General features: G+C 68.0%; 15 protein-coding genes and 1 pseudogene. 11 read left to right on the top strand and 5 right to left on the bottom strand.

Features of this window, described 5'->3' with window-relative positions:
- The 3 genes and pseudogenes from ACRDU5_RS13640 to ACRDU5_RS13630 form a co-directional block, all read left to right on the top strand.
- Positions 1-191, top strand: a pseudogene (locus tag ACRDU5_RS13640) (PE family protein); the annotation flags it as partial.
- Between the two features lie 199 nt (positions 192-390).
- Positions 391-1176: an SDR family NAD(P)-dependent oxidoreductase gene (locus ACRDU5_RS13635; protein WP_526615102.1), complete on the top strand. Its 786-nt coding sequence runs from the start codon at positions 391-393 to the stop codon at positions 1174-1176.
- The gene (locus ACRDU5_RS13630; protein ID WP_526615101.1) at positions 1173-2417 is read left to right on the top strand and encodes a zinc-dependent alcohol dehydrogenase; all 1245 of its coding nucleotides are present in this window, start codon (positions 1173-1175) and stop codon (positions 2415-2417) included. The genes ACRDU5_RS13635 and ACRDU5_RS13630 overlap by 4 nt, the downstream gene beginning before the upstream one ends.
- Here the strand turns inward: ACRDU5_RS13630 and ACRDU5_RS13625 are convergent.
- Positions 2414-3283: a helix-turn-helix transcriptional regulator gene (locus ACRDU5_RS13625; RefSeq protein WP_526615100.1), complete on the bottom strand. Its 870-nt coding sequence runs from the start codon at positions 3281-3283 to the stop codon at positions 2414-2416. The two genes, ACRDU5_RS13630 and ACRDU5_RS13625, sit on opposite strands and share 4 nt — an antisense overlap.
- A gap of 74 nt (positions 3284-3357) precedes the next feature.
- Between ACRDU5_RS13625 and ACRDU5_RS13620 the strand changes: the two genes are divergently transcribed.
- Positions 3358-4038 carry a class I SAM-dependent methyltransferase gene (locus ACRDU5_RS13620; protein WP_526615099.1) on the top strand — a complete coding sequence of 227 codons (681 nt, stop codon included), beginning with the start codon at positions 3358-3360 and terminating at the stop codon, positions 4036-4038.
- Between the two features lie 91 nt (positions 4039-4129).
- On the opposite strand, the gene ACRDU5_RS13615 is transcribed toward ACRDU5_RS13620, so the two are convergent.
- Positions 4130-4786 carry an L-fuculose-phosphate aldolase gene (locus tag ACRDU5_RS13615; RefSeq protein WP_526615098.1) on the bottom strand — a complete coding sequence of 219 codons (657 nt, stop codon included), beginning with the start codon at positions 4784-4786 and terminating at the stop codon, positions 4130-4132.
- On the bottom strand, positions 4783-5763 hold the full coding sequence (locus ACRDU5_RS13610; protein WP_526615096.1) for an NAD(P)-dependent oxidoreductase: 981 nt from the start codon (positions 5761-5763) through the stop codon (positions 4783-4785). The genes ACRDU5_RS13615 and ACRDU5_RS13610 overlap by 4 nt, the downstream gene beginning before the upstream one ends.
- Before the next feature lie 30 nt (positions 5764-5793).
- Here ACRDU5_RS13610 and ACRDU5_RS13605 point away from each other — a divergent pair, with 30 nt between their 5' ends.
- Positions 5794-7128 carry a xylulokinase gene (locus ACRDU5_RS13605; protein WP_526615094.1) on the top strand — a complete coding sequence of 445 codons (1335 nt, stop codon included), beginning with the start codon at positions 5794-5796 and terminating at the stop codon, positions 7126-7128.
- Complete coding sequence (locus ACRDU5_RS13600; RefSeq protein ID WP_526615093.1) at positions 7125-7544, top strand: VOC family protein; 420 nt, start codon at positions 7125-7127, stop codon at positions 7542-7544. The genes ACRDU5_RS13605 and ACRDU5_RS13600 overlap by 4 nt, the downstream gene beginning before the upstream one ends.
- Here ACRDU5_RS13600 and ACRDU5_RS13595 read toward each other — a convergent pair.
- The gene (locus tag ACRDU5_RS13595; RefSeq protein ID WP_526615091.1) at positions 7525-8424 is read right to left on the bottom strand and encodes a class I SAM-dependent methyltransferase; all 900 of its coding nucleotides are present in this window, start codon (positions 8422-8424) and stop codon (positions 7525-7527) included. The two genes, ACRDU5_RS13600 and ACRDU5_RS13595, sit on opposite strands and share 20 nt — an antisense overlap.
- Positions 8421-9347, bottom strand: coding sequence for a class I SAM-dependent methyltransferase (locus ACRDU5_RS13590; RefSeq protein ID WP_526615090.1), 927 nt, complete (start codon positions 9345-9347; stop codon positions 8421-8423). Before ACRDU5_RS13590 ends, ACRDU5_RS13595 begins: the two co-directional genes overlap by 4 nt.
- 269 nt (positions 9348-9616) lie before the next feature.
- On the opposite strand from ACRDU5_RS13590, the gene secY reads away from it, so the two are divergent.
- The 5 genes from secY (at position 9617) to ACRDU5_RS13565 (ending at position 13599) form a co-directional block, all read left to right on the top strand.
- Positions 9617-10945 carry a preprotein translocase subunit SecY gene (gene secY / locus ACRDU5_RS13585; RefSeq protein WP_526615089.1) on the top strand — a complete coding sequence of 443 codons (1329 nt, stop codon included), beginning with the start codon at positions 9617-9619 and terminating at the stop codon, positions 10943-10945.
- Positions 10942-11487 (top strand): adenylate kinase, encoded by a 546-nt coding sequence (locus ACRDU5_RS13580; protein WP_526615088.1) that lies wholly within the window; start codon positions 10942-10944, stop codon positions 11485-11487. The genes secY and ACRDU5_RS13580 overlap by 4 nt, the downstream gene beginning before the upstream one ends.
- Positions 11488-11489: 2 nt before the next feature.
- Positions 11490-12287 carry a type I methionyl aminopeptidase gene (map, locus tag ACRDU5_RS13575; RefSeq protein WP_526615087.1) on the top strand — a complete coding sequence of 266 codons (798 nt, stop codon included), beginning with the start codon at positions 11490-11492 and terminating at the stop codon, positions 12285-12287.
- A 68-nt stretch (positions 12288-12355) separates the two neighbouring features.
- Entirely contained in the window at positions 12356-12868 is a 513-nt protein-coding gene (locus tag ACRDU5_RS13570; RefSeq protein ID WP_526615086.1) for an RNA polymerase sigma factor, read from the top strand.
- Positions 12865-13599 (top strand): anti-sigma factor family protein, encoded by a 735-nt coding sequence (locus tag ACRDU5_RS13565; RefSeq protein WP_526615085.1) that lies wholly within the window; start codon positions 12865-12867, stop codon positions 13597-13599. The genes ACRDU5_RS13570 and ACRDU5_RS13565 overlap by 4 nt, the downstream gene beginning before the upstream one ends.
- Positions 13600-13647: the final 48 nt, after the last annotated feature.

Genomic DNA, 13647 nt, shown 5'->3' with positions numbered 1-13647 from the left:
CCCCCGGAAACGGCGGCGACGGCGGCGCGGGCGGCACCTCCGGCGGCGACGGCGGTAACGGTGGCGATGGTGGCGACGCGTCCGACGGTGAGCGCAACTACGGCAGCCACGGCGGCACCGGCGGCCCGGGCGGCGCCGGCGGTTCTGACGGTGAGGACGGCGCGAGCGTTATCCGGCCCCCGCAGACCTAACGACGTCTTCGAGCACCAGCATCCGCCGGCAGCCGGCCAGTGGTGCCGGGATGCTTGGCCAGGCCGAACGTTCGTTGACCGGTGTCGGCGCGTTGTGGCTGGGCGACTACCGGTTCTGATTTCCCGCGAAATGGGATTCCCTGCTGCTAACTGCCGGTTTTAACGACCGGGAATCCCATTTCGGCGCAGACTGCGATTCGTGGCGTTCTCGACGGCGGGCAAGCGGGTGCTCATCACCGGCGCCTCTTCCGGGGTGGGCGCCGCCCTGGCCCGTCAGCTCGCCGCGCAGGGAGCGGTGGTCGGGCTGATCGCCCGCCGCCGAGACCGTCTCGCCGAGGTGCTGGCCGACTGCCGGAAGGCCTCGCCCGACTCGACGATGTGGGCGGCCGATCTCGGTGACACCGCGGGCATCGGCCCGTTGGCCCGCCAGGCGTGGGACGCGCTCGGCGGCATCGACGTGCTGGTCAACAATGCCGCCGTGCCGAAGCGCCGCGCCGTCACCGCCCTCGATCCGGCCGACGCCGAAGCCGTCATGCGGATCAACTTCTTCGCCCCGATGCACCTCACCCTCGCCGTGCTGCCAGAAATGCTGGAGCGAAATGCGGGCCTGATCGTCAACGTGTCCAGCGTGGGTGGCCGGCTCGGCATCATCCACGAATCGGCTTACTGCGCAAGCAAGTTCGCGCTGTGCGGCTGGAGTGAGGTGTTGGCCGTCGACCTGCACGACACCGGGGTCTCGGTGAAGCTGATCCAGCCGGGACCCGTCGACACCGAGATCTGGGACCAGCCGGACAACGACGCGCCCCTCTACGACGGTCCCAAGTTCCCACCGGACGAGGTGGCCGCGGGCATCATTACGGCGCTCGGCAGCGACGGTTTCGAGCACTATGTGCCGGACATGAAGGCGGTCGTCGACATGAAGAACGCCGACATCGACACCTACCTCGCCGGCGCCGCAGCCATGGCCCGGCCCAGCCGGACATGAAGGCGCTGGTTTTCGGGGTGCCGGGCGAGCCGATCGAGGTGCCCGACGACGCCAACGCGCTCGCCAAGAACCTGGCCCGAACCCCCGTCGCTCTGCAGGAAGTGCCCGATCCGCAACCGCTGCACGACGATTGGGTGATCACCCGGCCCCGCCTCACCGGCATCTGCGGGTCGGATTCCAAGCAGATCCTGCTCGACTTCGGCGAGGGTGACACCGACAACGCGATGGCGGCGTTCTGCTCGTTCCCCCAAGTCATGGGTCATGAGGTGGTGGCCGACGTGGTGGCGATGGGACCGAAGGCCCGAGGACTGGAGGTCGGCCAGCGGGTGGTGCTCAATCCGTGGCTGTCCTGCCGTCCGCGTGGCATCGCACCGGTGTGTCCGGCGTGCGAGGCGGGGGACTACAGCCTGTGCTGGAGTTTCACCGACGGCGACATCAAGGCGGGCATCCATTCCGGAGTATCGGCGGACGTCACCGGCGGCTACGCGGAGCTGATGCCGGCGCACGACAGCATGCTGCACCCGGTCCCCGAGTCGGTGCCCGACGAGCTGGCCGTGTTCGCCGACCCGTTCTCGGTGTCCTTGCACGCGATCACCCGCCATCCGCCGCCGCCGTCGGGCCGGGTGCTGGTGTACGGGGCGGGTTCGCTCGGTTCGTGCGCCGTCGCGATTCTGACCGCGCTCTACCCGGATGCGGAAGTGGCGGTGGTGGCGCGGTTCGAGGCGCAGGCGCAACTGGCCGACCGGCTCGGGGCGGCGAAGGTGCTGGCGCCAGAGCCGCGGCTGGCCCTGATCGAGGAGTTGGTCGCCTGGGGCGGCGGCCGGTTGCGGCAACCCCTGCAGGGGTTGCCGATGGCCTACCCCGGCCCGATCGACGTCGTTTACGACACCGTCGGAAAGCCGGAGACGTTCGAGGTCGGCGTGCGGGTGCTCGCGTCGCGGGGAACCCTGGTGAAGGCGGGCGTGCACGCGCCGGGCCGCTGGGAGTGGAGTCCGTTGTACTTCAAGGAGATCAGCTGGGTCGGCTCCAACGCGTTCGGGGTCGAAGAGGTGGACGGCGTACGCAAGCACGCCATCGACCACTACCTCGACCTGGTGGTCGACGGCCGGGTGGACCTCCGGCCCGCGCTCACCCACACGTTCGCGCTCGAGCAGTGGCGCGACGCGTTCCTGGCCATCGCGAATCAAGGGGAGTCAGGGGCCGTCAAGGTCGCGTTCGACCAGCGCGCGGCGCGTGCTTAGCCGAGCGGACTGCGGTGCGCGGGGCCACGCCAGGCTCGGGGTGACGTGCCGTGGATCCGGCGGAACGATCTGCTGAAATATCCCGGATCGGGCATCCCGACCCGCCGGGCAACCTCTCCGACCGGCAATTCGGTGTCGGCGAGAAGGCTGCGCGCCTCGGCCATCCGGCGTTCGGTGATCCACTCCTGCACGGTGCGCCCGGTGCGGCGACGCACGACGGTGGTCAGATGTCCGGGCGTCATGCCCACCGCACGCGCCACGTCACGCAGCGACAGTGGCTCGGTGTGATGTCGGTCGATCACCGCGAACACTTCGGCCAGCAGTGGCTCGCCGCTACGCCGCAGATCGCCCACAACATCACCGGCCAGCCGCGCGAGGTCGATGAGCAGCAGTGTCAGATGCGCCAGCGCCGCTTGCCGGTAGCCCTCCCGCCGATCAGCCAATTCCACCTCGATCGACCCGATCGCCATGTCCCATACGGACCGCCTCTCCGTGGGCAGTCGCAGCCGCAGCAGCCCGCCGGGCTGCCCGTGCAGGAACGGGAACAACAGTGGGTGGGCCCGCCACGCCGGCCACGGCGGTAGCCCACCCGGGCCCAACGCGGCCGGATCGAAGAACACCCCGACGCCTTCGTCTCTATGCGCCACCTGTTTCGGGTCGACGACTTCACCTGCCGCGACGACGTACACGAGCCCCGCCGTTGGCGCGTACCACAGCGCCGGGAAATCGTGGATGTGGCGGCCGCGTTCAAGCAGGTCGTCGCGGTCAGCGCGGACAACCGATACCGGAGGTATGTCCAGACCGGTCGGATACTGATACATCGGGACGCCGCCACGATGTCGGATGAGCCGACTTGGCTGGGTCATGTGACCAAAGATAGTCCTAGTTTCGCCGAGGATCGACTAACTGCTTTGGCCCTGAACGGTTCACCATGGTTGATATGACCGAACATCGTCCACATTCTTCTAGTCAGGCCAAGGGAAACAAGCACGATTACCTGCCCGCCGCCGGCCACGATGCGCTGCTCCCGGGCTACGACCTGCTGACCCGGTTGCTGGGCATGAACAGGGTCTACGACACGCTCATTGCCCAGGCTGAACTCGCCGATGGGCTTCGTGTCCTCGAAATCGGTTGCGGGACCGGTAATGTCACCGTCCGGGCCAAACGCGCGCATCCCGGCACCGAATTGGTCGGCCTGGACCCCGACCCGCGGGCCCTGGGCCGGGCGCAACGAAAGGCGCGGGGACTGAGTGGAATCCGCTTCGAGCGCGGCTACTCCCAAGAGCTGCCCTACGCGGACCGTGAATTCGACCGGGTGCTCTCGTCAATGATGCTGCACCATCTGGACGACGAGGTGAAGACTGCCACGGCGGCCGAGATTTTTCGGGTCTTGCGTCCCGGTGGCCGACTGCACATCGTCGACATCGGCGGACACATGACGGCCGATGATGGATTCGCCGCGCGTCGAATGCTGCGCAGCAGTCACGCGGCAGGCAACCTCGGCGACTCGATTCCGCGACTACTGCGCGCGGCCGGCTTCGACTGCACCGAGCTGGCCACGCGGCCGCATCGCTTCGTCGGACGTCTGACTTTTTATCGCGCCGCCCGTCCGAAGGTCTGAGTGCGCCATCACACCCGCGCGAGCGTGCGCGTTTGTAGGGAATTCGTCGGCGTGTCGTGCGCAGACACGCACGCTCGCGAAAGTAGGTGACTTACATCGGGTTCTGGCGGAGGTAGGTGTAGACGGCGGCGAAGTTTTGATTGACCTCGTCGGGGATGGGTACTGGGCCGCCGAGAGCCCGTGCCCCCCAGATGATCTGCGCAGTCCGCTCGACCAGCGCCGTCACGTGCAGGACCTTGTCGGGACGCGGGCCGACCGCCACCAGGCCGTGGTTGGCGATCAACGCCGCCGCCCTGCCCTCCAACGCCTTCACCGCATTGCGGCCGACGTCAGGTGTGCCCGACGCCGCATACTCCGCGCACCTGATCTCGCCGCCGCAGTAGACCGCGAACTCGTCGATGACGGCCGGAATCGGCTGATGCGCGACGGCGAACATGGTCGCCCACACCGGATGGCTGTGAATGACGCTGCCGATGTCGTCGAACGCGCGGTAGCACGCCAGATGAAGCTGCATCTCCGTGGACGGCGACCGGCCGTCCGTGGCCGCCAGCACGGTGCCGCCCGGGTCGACCAGCACGAGGTCGTCGAGCGTCATGTCCGCGTAGTCGACCGACGACGGCGTGATGACGAGGTTGCCGTCCTCGCGCCGCGCCGAGATGTTGCCGGCCGTGCCCTCGACCAGGCCGCGCCGCAGCATGTCCTTGGCCGCCGCCAGCACCGCGGCCTCCGGCTTGTCCACGAATCTCATGTCGCCAGCACCTCCGGGTTCACGATGTGGCTGGGCAGCCGATCCGCCAACAGCGCCTCGAGGTCGTCGGCGATCATCTGCGCCTGCCGGGCCTCAGTGTTCCACGTGGCCCCGCCGATGTGCGGCGTGAGGACGACGTTGGGCATGCCCGCAAGCGGGTGATCGGGGGCGAGCCGTTCGCCCTCGAAATGGTCCAGGCCGGCCGCGGCCACCTTGCCGCTCTTCAGCGCGTCGACCAGCGCGTCGGTGTCGTGCAGCTGGGCCCGGGCGGTGTTGAGGAAGACCACGCCGTCGCGCATGGCCGCGAACTGCGCGGCGCCGATCAGCCCGACGGTGTCGTCGGTGACCGGTGCGTGCAGGGAGATGATGTCGGCCACGGCGAGCAGTTCGTCGAGGCTGTGGCCGGCCTCGTCGTTGTAGGGGTCGTGGGCGATGACCGAGACGCCCAGCCCGGTCAGCCGCCAGCGCAGCGCCCGGCCGACGGCGCCCAGGCCGATCAGACCGGCCGTTAGCCCGGCGATCTCCCACGCCCGGAACCGTTGGTAGGGGATGGCGCCGTCGCGAAACACCTGGCCGGTCCGGACGTCCGCGTCGGCCGGCAGCAGGTGCCGGGTGGCCGCGAAGAGCAGGGCGATCGCCATCTCGGCGACCGCGTCGGCATTGCGGCCCGGGGTGTGCAGCACCGGGATCCGGGCCGCGGTGGCACCGGCGACGTCGACGTTGTTGGGATCGCCGCGGGTGGACGCAATCGCCCGCAACGGCAGGTCGAACACCGGGCCGCTGACCGAATCGCCTTCCACCACAAGGACATCGGCACCCTCGCCGGATATCCGATCGGCCAGCTGCTCGGCGGTGTAGATGCGCAGCGGAGTCTGCTCGATCCACGGGTCGTAGACCACATCGACCAGACGACGCAGCTTGTCGAACCCCGCGCCCCGCAGCGGGGCCGTCACCAGGGCACGCGGTCTTGCGGTCACGCCTGCCCATGCTGGCGTACGGTGACGCGCGTGTCACGCAAAGAGGTGACAATCGGCATCGACATCGGCACGACGGCGGTCAAGGCGGTGGCCGCCGACGAGGACGGCCAGGTCGCGGCCCGGGCCCGAATTCCGCACCGGCTGCGGGTCCCGGCCCCGGACCGCCTCGAGCACGATGCGGACGAGGCGTGGCGGAAGGGTCCACTGGCCGCACTGGTGCAGCTGGCCGGCCCCGAGGTGCGCGCGGTGGCCGTCTCGGCGATGGTGCCGTCGCTGACCGCGGTGGACACCGACGGCAGGCCGGTCACACCCGGGCTGTTGTACGGCGATGCCCGCGGCCGGGTTGCCGATCCGGCCGCAGGCCCGGGATTCATGGTGGGTGAGGCCGCCGAATTCCTGCGCTGGACCGCGGGGGAGGCGCCCGCCGCGGCCGGGTATTGGCCGGCGCCCGCGGTGGCCAACCACGCACTGGCCGGCGAGCCGGTGATCGACTTCGGCACCGCCTTCACCACCCTTCCGCTGTTCGACGGCACCGGCTGGAGCGCGCAGGCCTGTGCCGACTGCGGGGCGTCGGTCGACCAGATGCCGAGGGTGGCGACGGCCGGCGTGCCGGTCGGCCAACTGCGTGGGAGCGACGCCGTGCTGGCCGCCGGCGCCATCGACGCGCTGTCCGAGCAGATGGTCGCCGGTGCCGACGACGACGGCGACGTGCTCGTGCTGTGCGGCACGACCTTGATCGTGTGGGCGACGATCCCCGAGTTCCGCGAGGTGCCGGGCCTGTGGACGATCCCGCACACGGCGCCGGGCAAGTGTCAGATCGGGGGCGCCAGCAATGCCGGTGGCTTGTTCCTCGGCTGGGTGGATCGCCTTGTGGCGCCGGCAGATTCGACGGCTATCGATCCGGGTCGGGTGCCGGTGTGGTCGCCGTACGTGCGTGGCGAGCGCACGCCCTACCACGATCCGGATCGTCGTGGTCTGCTGGCCGGCCTGGACCTCACGCACGACGCCGCAGCGGTGCGGCGGGCCGCCTACGAGTCGTCCGGGTTCGTGGTCCGCCAGCTCATCGAGCTCGGCGCAGCGCCGGTGTCGCGCATCGTGGCCACCGGCGGCGGCACCCGTGTCGAGCCGTGGATGCAGGCCATCGCCGACGCCACCGGCTACCCGGTGGAGGTCTCCGGAGTGCCCGAGGGGGCCGCGCTGGGAGCCGCGTTCCTCGGCCGGATGGCGGTCGGTTTGGAATCGTCGATCGGTGATGCCGCCCGGTGGTCATCGATCGAGCGCATCGTCGAACCGGACCCCGCGTGGAAGGGCCCGATAGCGGACCGCTATGCCCGCTTTCTCGAGTGGGCCGGGGGTGTGGCGTGACGGCAGGCATCTTCGACGACGCATCGATGGTCTCGACGGTCCTGCGGGTGCGCGACGTCGCCGCGTCGGTCCACTGGTATCGCGAAAAGCTAGGACTGGAGCCCGTTCACGTCGGTGCCGACGGGGCCGAGCATCCCATCGCCGTTTACCACGTCGCCGGTTCGGTGGTGTCGTTGTGGCAACTTCCGGCAGGCCAGGCGCGCGTGCCGGACGACAACGATCGCAACACCTACCTGGTCGCGGTGATCAACGGCGAGCTTGACCGCCCGCGGCGAACCCTGATCGAAAGAGGCGTCGACGTCGGCGAGATCCGCCAAAGCGCGAACAACGAGTTCATGTGGTTCTACGACATCGACGGCAACCGCTTCGAACTGAGCCGGCCGCTGAAACGCCAGACTAGCGCTTCACCGCGCTGACATAGCTGAGGTCGGCGAAGAAGCCGATGGCTCCGTCCTCGGGAAACTCAAAGCCGTTGGCGGCGTATGCCTCCCGCATCGTCTGCGCGGCGACGTCCCAGCCGTGGCCGGTCAGATACTCGACGACATGGCTGCGTTCGTCGTGATAAATGAGGTCGGACATCTCGACATCGTGACCGTACTGCTTCAGCCGTTCCGAAATGAGTTTCGATCGCTCGTCGGAGAACACATTGATGTCCGGGATGTGCTCGGTGGCCACGCTGCTGCCCGGCGCGCTGAGCTCGGTGATCCTGTCGAACAGCAGGTCCTGGGCCTCGGACGGCAGATAGATCAGCAGCCCCTCGGCCGTCCACGCGGTGGGCTGTGTCGCATCGAAGCCGTTGTCCAGCAATGCTTTCGGCCAGTCGTTGCGGAGGTCTATGGCAACGGCCCGCCGGTCTGCCGTTGGCTGCGCTCCCAGCTCGCCAAGCGTGCGCGTCTTGAATTCGATGACCTCCGGCTGGTCGATCTCGAAGACGGTCGTCCCGTCCGGCCAGGCCAACCGATAGGCCCGCGCGTCCAGGCCTGCCGCCAGGATCACCGCCTGGCGCACGCCCGCGGCGGCGGCATCGGTGAACAGTCGGTCGAAATGGCGGGTCCGGACCGCCATTCCCTCCGCGGCCCGGCGCATGTTGAATGCGGGGTCGACCTCCTCCAGGTCGATCTCACCGTCGAGCGCGCGGTTGAAGAAGTCGAGGCCGACCGCGCGCACCAGCGGCTCCGCGTATGGGTCGTCGATCAGCCCTTCGCGGTTGGAGATGGCGCGCTGCGCGGCCACCATGGTGGCGGTGGATCCGACACTTGATGCCAGGTCCCAGTTGTCGTCGTCTGTTCGGGTCATCGCGCGCCGCCGCGGGTGCCGATGACGTAGCGCAGGTTGACGAAGGGCGTGTCGTCCTCGAACGGTGCAAACCCGTTGGCGGTCAACAGCTCGTTGATGGTGTTGCCCTTCACCTGCCAGCCATGGTCGGCCAGATAGGTCGCCGCCTCGTTGCGGTCCTCCAGGTAGACGAGGTTGGCGAAGTCGAGGTCGAAGCCGTGGTCGCGCCAGCGTTCAGCGGTCGATTGCATGCGCTCCATCGCCTTGTCCAGGTCATCCTGGTCGATGTTCGGCGCGCTTTCGGTGGCGAACCGGCTGCCCGGCGCGCTGAGCTTTGTAATCGTGTCGAGCAGCCGGTCCTGGGCGTCCGGCGGCAGGTAGCCGAGCAGGCCTTCGGCGCTCCACGCCGTCGGCCGGCCCGGGTCGAAGCCCGCGGCCTTCAGCGCCGCCGGCCAGTCGAAGCGCAGGTCGATCGCCACGGCGCGGCGGTCGGCGGTGGGTTCGGCGCCGAGATCGGCCAGCGCCCGGGACTTGAACTCGATCACCTGCGGCTGGTCCACCTCGTAGACCACGGTGCCCGCCGGCCAACCCAGCCGGTAGGCGCGGGAATCCAGGCCGGACGCCAGGATGACCGCCTGCCGGATGCCGGCCTCCGTCGCGTCGGTGAAGAACTCGTCGAAGAACTTGGTCCGGACCGCCATGTTGTCGACCATCCGCTGCATGCCGACGCTGGAGTCGTCGTCGAGGTCGGCGGGATTCAACTCGCCGTTGGCCAGCCGGGCGAACACGTCGACGCCGACCGCGCGCACCAGCGGCTCGGCGAACGGATCGTCGATCAGGGCGTCGTCGGTGCTGGTGGCCATCGCGCGAGCCGCCGCCACCATCGTGGCGGTCGCGCCCACGCTGGAGGCCAGGTCCCAGGTGTCGTTGTCGGTACGTGCCATCCATGACTCCTATAGACTGCCGATACTTAGGTGATATAACGAGCTGCCGCCGACTGTACGCCCCTAATCTGAAAGGGCGGCCCGCCCGTCCGGCCCCGAACGCGGATGCGGGGCTGATGAGCCGCAACTGTTACTCTCGTAGACTGTTTGGCGCGTGACTCCGCAGGCTGAGCGCCTGCGCCGGGGGCCGCGCATGACTTAACCAGAACGCTGGTCATACCAGCCCCATTGGCACGCCGCGACAAGAGGCCGGCTGCGCAGGAGGAAGAGTGCTTTCGGCTTTCATCTCGTCGATGCGGACAGCCGATCTCCGTCGCAAGATTCTGCTGACCCTTGGCCTGGTCATCCTCTACCGGGTCGGCGCCTCGGTGCCGTCCCCGGGCGTGGACTACCCGAACGTGCAGAAGTGCATCGAGCAGGTCAGCGGCGGCGAAGCGGGGCAGATCTACTCGCTGATCAACCTGTTCTCCGGTGGCGCGCTGCTGCAGTTGAGCGTGTTCGCCGTCGGCGTGATGCCCTACATCACCGCCAGCATCATCGTGCAGCTGCTGACGGTGGTGATCCCGCGCTTCGAGCAGCTGCGCAAGGAAGGCCAGTCCGGCCAGGCCAAGATGACGCAATACACGCGTTATCTGTCGATCGCGCTGGCCATCTTGCAGGCCACCAGCATCGTGGCGCTGGCCGCCAACGGCGGCTTGCTGCAGGGCTGCACCCTCGAAATCATCCGCGACCAGTCCATCTTCGTGCTTTTCGTAATCGTGCTGGTGATGACGGCCGGCGCGGCGCTGGTGATGTGGATGGGCGAGCTGGTCACCGAGCGCGGCATCGGCAACGGCATGTCGCTGCTGATCTTCGCCGGCATCGCCGCGCGCATTCCGTCCGAAGGCAAGATGATCCTGGACAGCCGCGGCCCCGTGGTTTTCACCGTTGTCTGTGCGGCCGCGCTGGTCATCCTGATCGGCGTGGTGTTCGTCGAGCAGGGTCAGCGCCGCATCCCGGTGCAGTACGCCAAGCGAATGGTCGGCCGTCGGATGTACGGCGGCACTTCGACCTATCTGCCGCTGAAGGTCAACCAGGCCGGTGTTATCCCGGTCATCTTCGCGTCCTCGCTGATCTACATCCCGCAGCTGATCACCCAGCTGATCCGGAGCGGTAGCGCCAATCCGGGTGGTACCGGCTGGTGGGACAAGTTCGTCGCCAACAATCTGACCAACCCGGCCAGCCCCGCCTATATCGCCATCTACTTCGGGCTGATCGTCTTCTTCACGTACTTCTATGTGTCGATCACGTTCAACCCCGAAGAACGTGCCGACGAGATGAAGAAGTTCGGCGGCTTCATCCCCGGTATCCGGCCCGGCAGGCCAACCGCCGACTACCTGCGTTATGTGCTCAACAGGATCACCCTTCCGGGCTCGATCTATCTCGGCGTGATCGCCGTGCTGCCAAACCTCTTCCTGCAGGTCGGCAACACCGGGGCCGTGCAGAACCTGCCCTTCGGCGGCGTTGCGGTTTTGATCATGATTGGCGTCGGGTTGGATACGGTCAAACAGATCGAGAGCCAGCTCATGCAACGCAACTACGAAGGGTTCCTGAAGTGAGACTCGTTCTGCTGGGACCGCCGGGCGCAGGCAAGGGCACGCAGGCCCAGAAGCTGGCCGAGAAGTTCGGCATTCCGCAGATCTCCACCGGCGACCTCTTCCGGCAGAACATCAGCTCCGGCACGCCGCTCGGCCTGGAAGCCAAGCGCTACCTGGACGCCGGCGACCTAGTCCCCTCAGAGCTGACCAACAAGCTGGTGGAGGAGCGGATCAGCCAGCCCGACGCGGCCGCCGGGTTCATCCTGGACGGCTTCCCCCGCTCGGTCGAGCAGGCCGAAGCATTGAAGCGCATGCTGGCGAAAAGCAACCACAAGCTCGACGCCGTGCTGGAGTTCCAGGTGTCCGAGGAGGAACTGCTGAAGCGTCTCAAGGAGCGCGGCCGCGCCGACGACACCGAAGAGGTCATCCACAACCGGATGCAGGTGTACCGCGACGAGACCCAGCCGCTGCTGGAGTACTACCACGACGAGCTCAAGCCGGTGGACGCCGTCGGCGGTCTCGACGAGGTCCTCGCCCGCGCGTTACGGGCCCTCGGCCGGTAGCCGTGGTCGTCCTTCCGGGGCTGCGCAACCGCAAGGTGGTCGAGCAGCGCAGTGCCGGTGAACTCGATGCGATGGCCGCCGCCGGGTCACTGGTGGCCGCCGCGCTGCTGGCCGTGCGCCAGGCCGCCGCACCAGGGGTGTCCACCCTGGCCCTCGACGAGATCGCCGAATCGGTGATCCGCGACGCCGGCGGCACACCGTCGTTCCTCGGCTACCACGGCTTCCCGGCCAGCATCTGCTCGTCGGTCAATGACCGCGTGGTGCACGGCATTCCCTCGGCGGCCGAAACGCTCGCCCCCGGCGACCTGGTGTCCATCGACTGCGGTGCGATCGTCGACGGTTGGCACGGCGATTCGGCGATCACCTTCGGGGTCGGGACCTTGATCCCGATCGATGAGGCGCTGTCGCAAGCGACCAAGGATTCGATGGAGGCCGGCATCGCCGCGATGGTGCCCGGCAATCGGCTCACCGACGTCTCGCACGCCATCGAGACGGGCACCCGCGCGGCCGAGGAACGCTACGGCCGCAAATTCGGCATCGTCGCCGGCTACGGCGGTCACGGCATCGGCAGGCGCATGCACATGGACCCGTTCCTGCCCAACGAGGGCGAGCCCGGGCGCGGACCCTACCTGGCCCCCGGCTCGGTGCTGGCCATCGAGCCGATGCTGACGCTCGGCACCTCGAACACCGTGGTCCTGGCCGACGAGTGGACGGTGGTCACCGCCGACGGGTCACGCGCCGCCCACTGGGAACACACCGTTGCTGTGACCGACCAGGGGCCGCGCATTCTGACGGCCTAGCCTCCTGCTCATTGGGTGAAAGCTGTGAACCGGACGGGTCTCCGCCTCGTATAACTGACGGAGGTGGAATGGACAATCCGGAAGCCGACCTGATGCGCGTGCTCTACAACGAGCACGGGGGAGCTCTGTGGCGCTATGCCGTGCGGCTTACCGGTGATCAAGCCCGAGCTGAGGACGTGGTGCAAGAGACTTTGCTGCGCGCATGGCAGCACCCAGAAGTGACCGACGGCGATCGGTCGGCACGAGCCTGGCTCTTCACCGTCGCCCGAAATATGATTATTGACGAGCGGCGCAGCGCCAGGTTTCGCAGCGAGTCCGGAACCCCGGACCCCGAGAAGGCCTACGACCGCGCCGGCCCGGATGAGGTTGATTCCGCCTTGGACCGAATGCTGATGAGCGGTGCCCTGGCACAGCTATCCCCCGAACACCGTGCGGTGATTCGGCGGTCGTACTACCTGGGCTGGACGACCGCACAAATCGCCGCCGATCTTGATATCGCCGAAGGCACCGTGAAATCGAGGCTGCACTACGCCGTGCGGGCGTTGCGGCTCACAATGCAGGAAATGGGGGTGACCCGATGACGCAATCCGCAAACCGCGACGTCGATTTGCGCGACGACGACCCATACGTAATGTGGGACGCCGCCTACGTCCTGGGCTCACTGTCGGGAAATGAGCGGCGCGAGTTCGAGGAGCATCTCAACACTTGCCCGCGGTGCCGGGAGGCCGTCGCCGAACTGAGCGGCATGCCCGCGTTGTTGGCCCAGATCGACGCCGGGGACGTGGCGGCACTCGACGACCCAGCGGCGGAACCACCGCCGATGCGTCCCGAGGCGCTGGACTCGCTGCTGGAAAAGGTCGAGTGGCGCCGTCGGCGCACCCGCAGGCTGAGCACGATCGCGCTGGCCGCCGCGGCCGCGGTGCTCGCCGTGGCGCTGGTACTCGCGATCTGGCCGGGCATCCGCGGCCAGGGCGGCGAAGAGCAGGCGATGGGTTCGCAGATGACGATGTCCAAGGTGGCCGAGACGCCGATCAATGCCACGGTCACGCTGACCGGCTTCGGCTGGGGCACCCGGATCGACATGGTCTGCACCTACGGCGACTATGCGAGCCGCGGTGACGTCGCGGAGCAGGACCTGGCGATGGTCGTGGTGGGCCGTAACGGGACCGAGAGCGAGATCGCGACCTGGATGGGGTTGAACGGCGCCACCGCGCTGCCGAGCGGCAACACGGCGATGCAGAAGGACCAGATCCAGTCCGTTCAGCTCGTCGAGTCCGATACCAGAACGGTTCTGCTGCAAACGAACTTGTGAATCCGGCCACGGGGTGAACCGGGATTACGCGCAGGTCGTGTCAGTTGC

It is taken from the genome of Mycobacterium sp., from assembly GCF_050701515.1.
Lineage (GTDB): Bacteria > Actinomycetota > Actinomycetes > Mycobacteriales > Mycobacteriaceae > Mycobacterium.
The sequence above is the reverse complement of the archived record's forward strand: the minus strand, read 5'-3'. Positions and strand labels throughout refer to the sequence as shown.

Excerpts from the sequence above, each read along its gene's own strand:
- ACRDU5_RS13630 (WP_526615101.1), top strand. The coding sequence starts at position 1,173 with ATGAAGGCGCTGGTTTTCGGGGTGCCGGGCGAGCCGATCGAGGTGCCC.
- ACRDU5_RS13625 (WP_526615100.1), bottom strand. The coding sequence starts at position 3,283 with ATGACCCAGCCAAGTCGGCTCATCCGACATCGTGGCGGCGTCCCGATG.
- ACRDU5_RS13620 (WP_526615099.1), top strand. The coding sequence starts at position 3,358 with ATGACCGAACATCGTCCACATTCTTCTAGTCAGGCCAAGGGAAACAAG.
- ACRDU5_RS13615 (WP_526615098.1), bottom strand. The coding sequence starts at position 4,786 with ATGAGATTCGTGGACAAGCCGGAGGCCGCGGTGCTGGCGGCGGCCAAG.
- ACRDU5_RS13595 (WP_526615091.1), bottom strand. The coding sequence starts at position 8,424 with ATGACCCGAACAGACGACGACAACTGGGACCTGGCATCAAGTGTCGGA.
- ACRDU5_RS13590 (WP_526615090.1), bottom strand. The coding sequence starts at position 9,347 with ATGGCACGTACCGACAACGACACCTGGGACCTGGCCTCCAGCGTGGGC.
- ACRDU5_RS13570 (WP_526615086.1), top strand. The coding sequence starts at position 12,356 with ATGGACAATCCGGAAGCCGACCTGATGCGCGTGCTCTACAACGAGCAC.
- ACRDU5_RS13565 (WP_526615085.1), top strand. The coding sequence starts at position 12,865 with ATGACGCAATCCGCAAACCGCGACGTCGATTTGCGCGACGACGACCCA.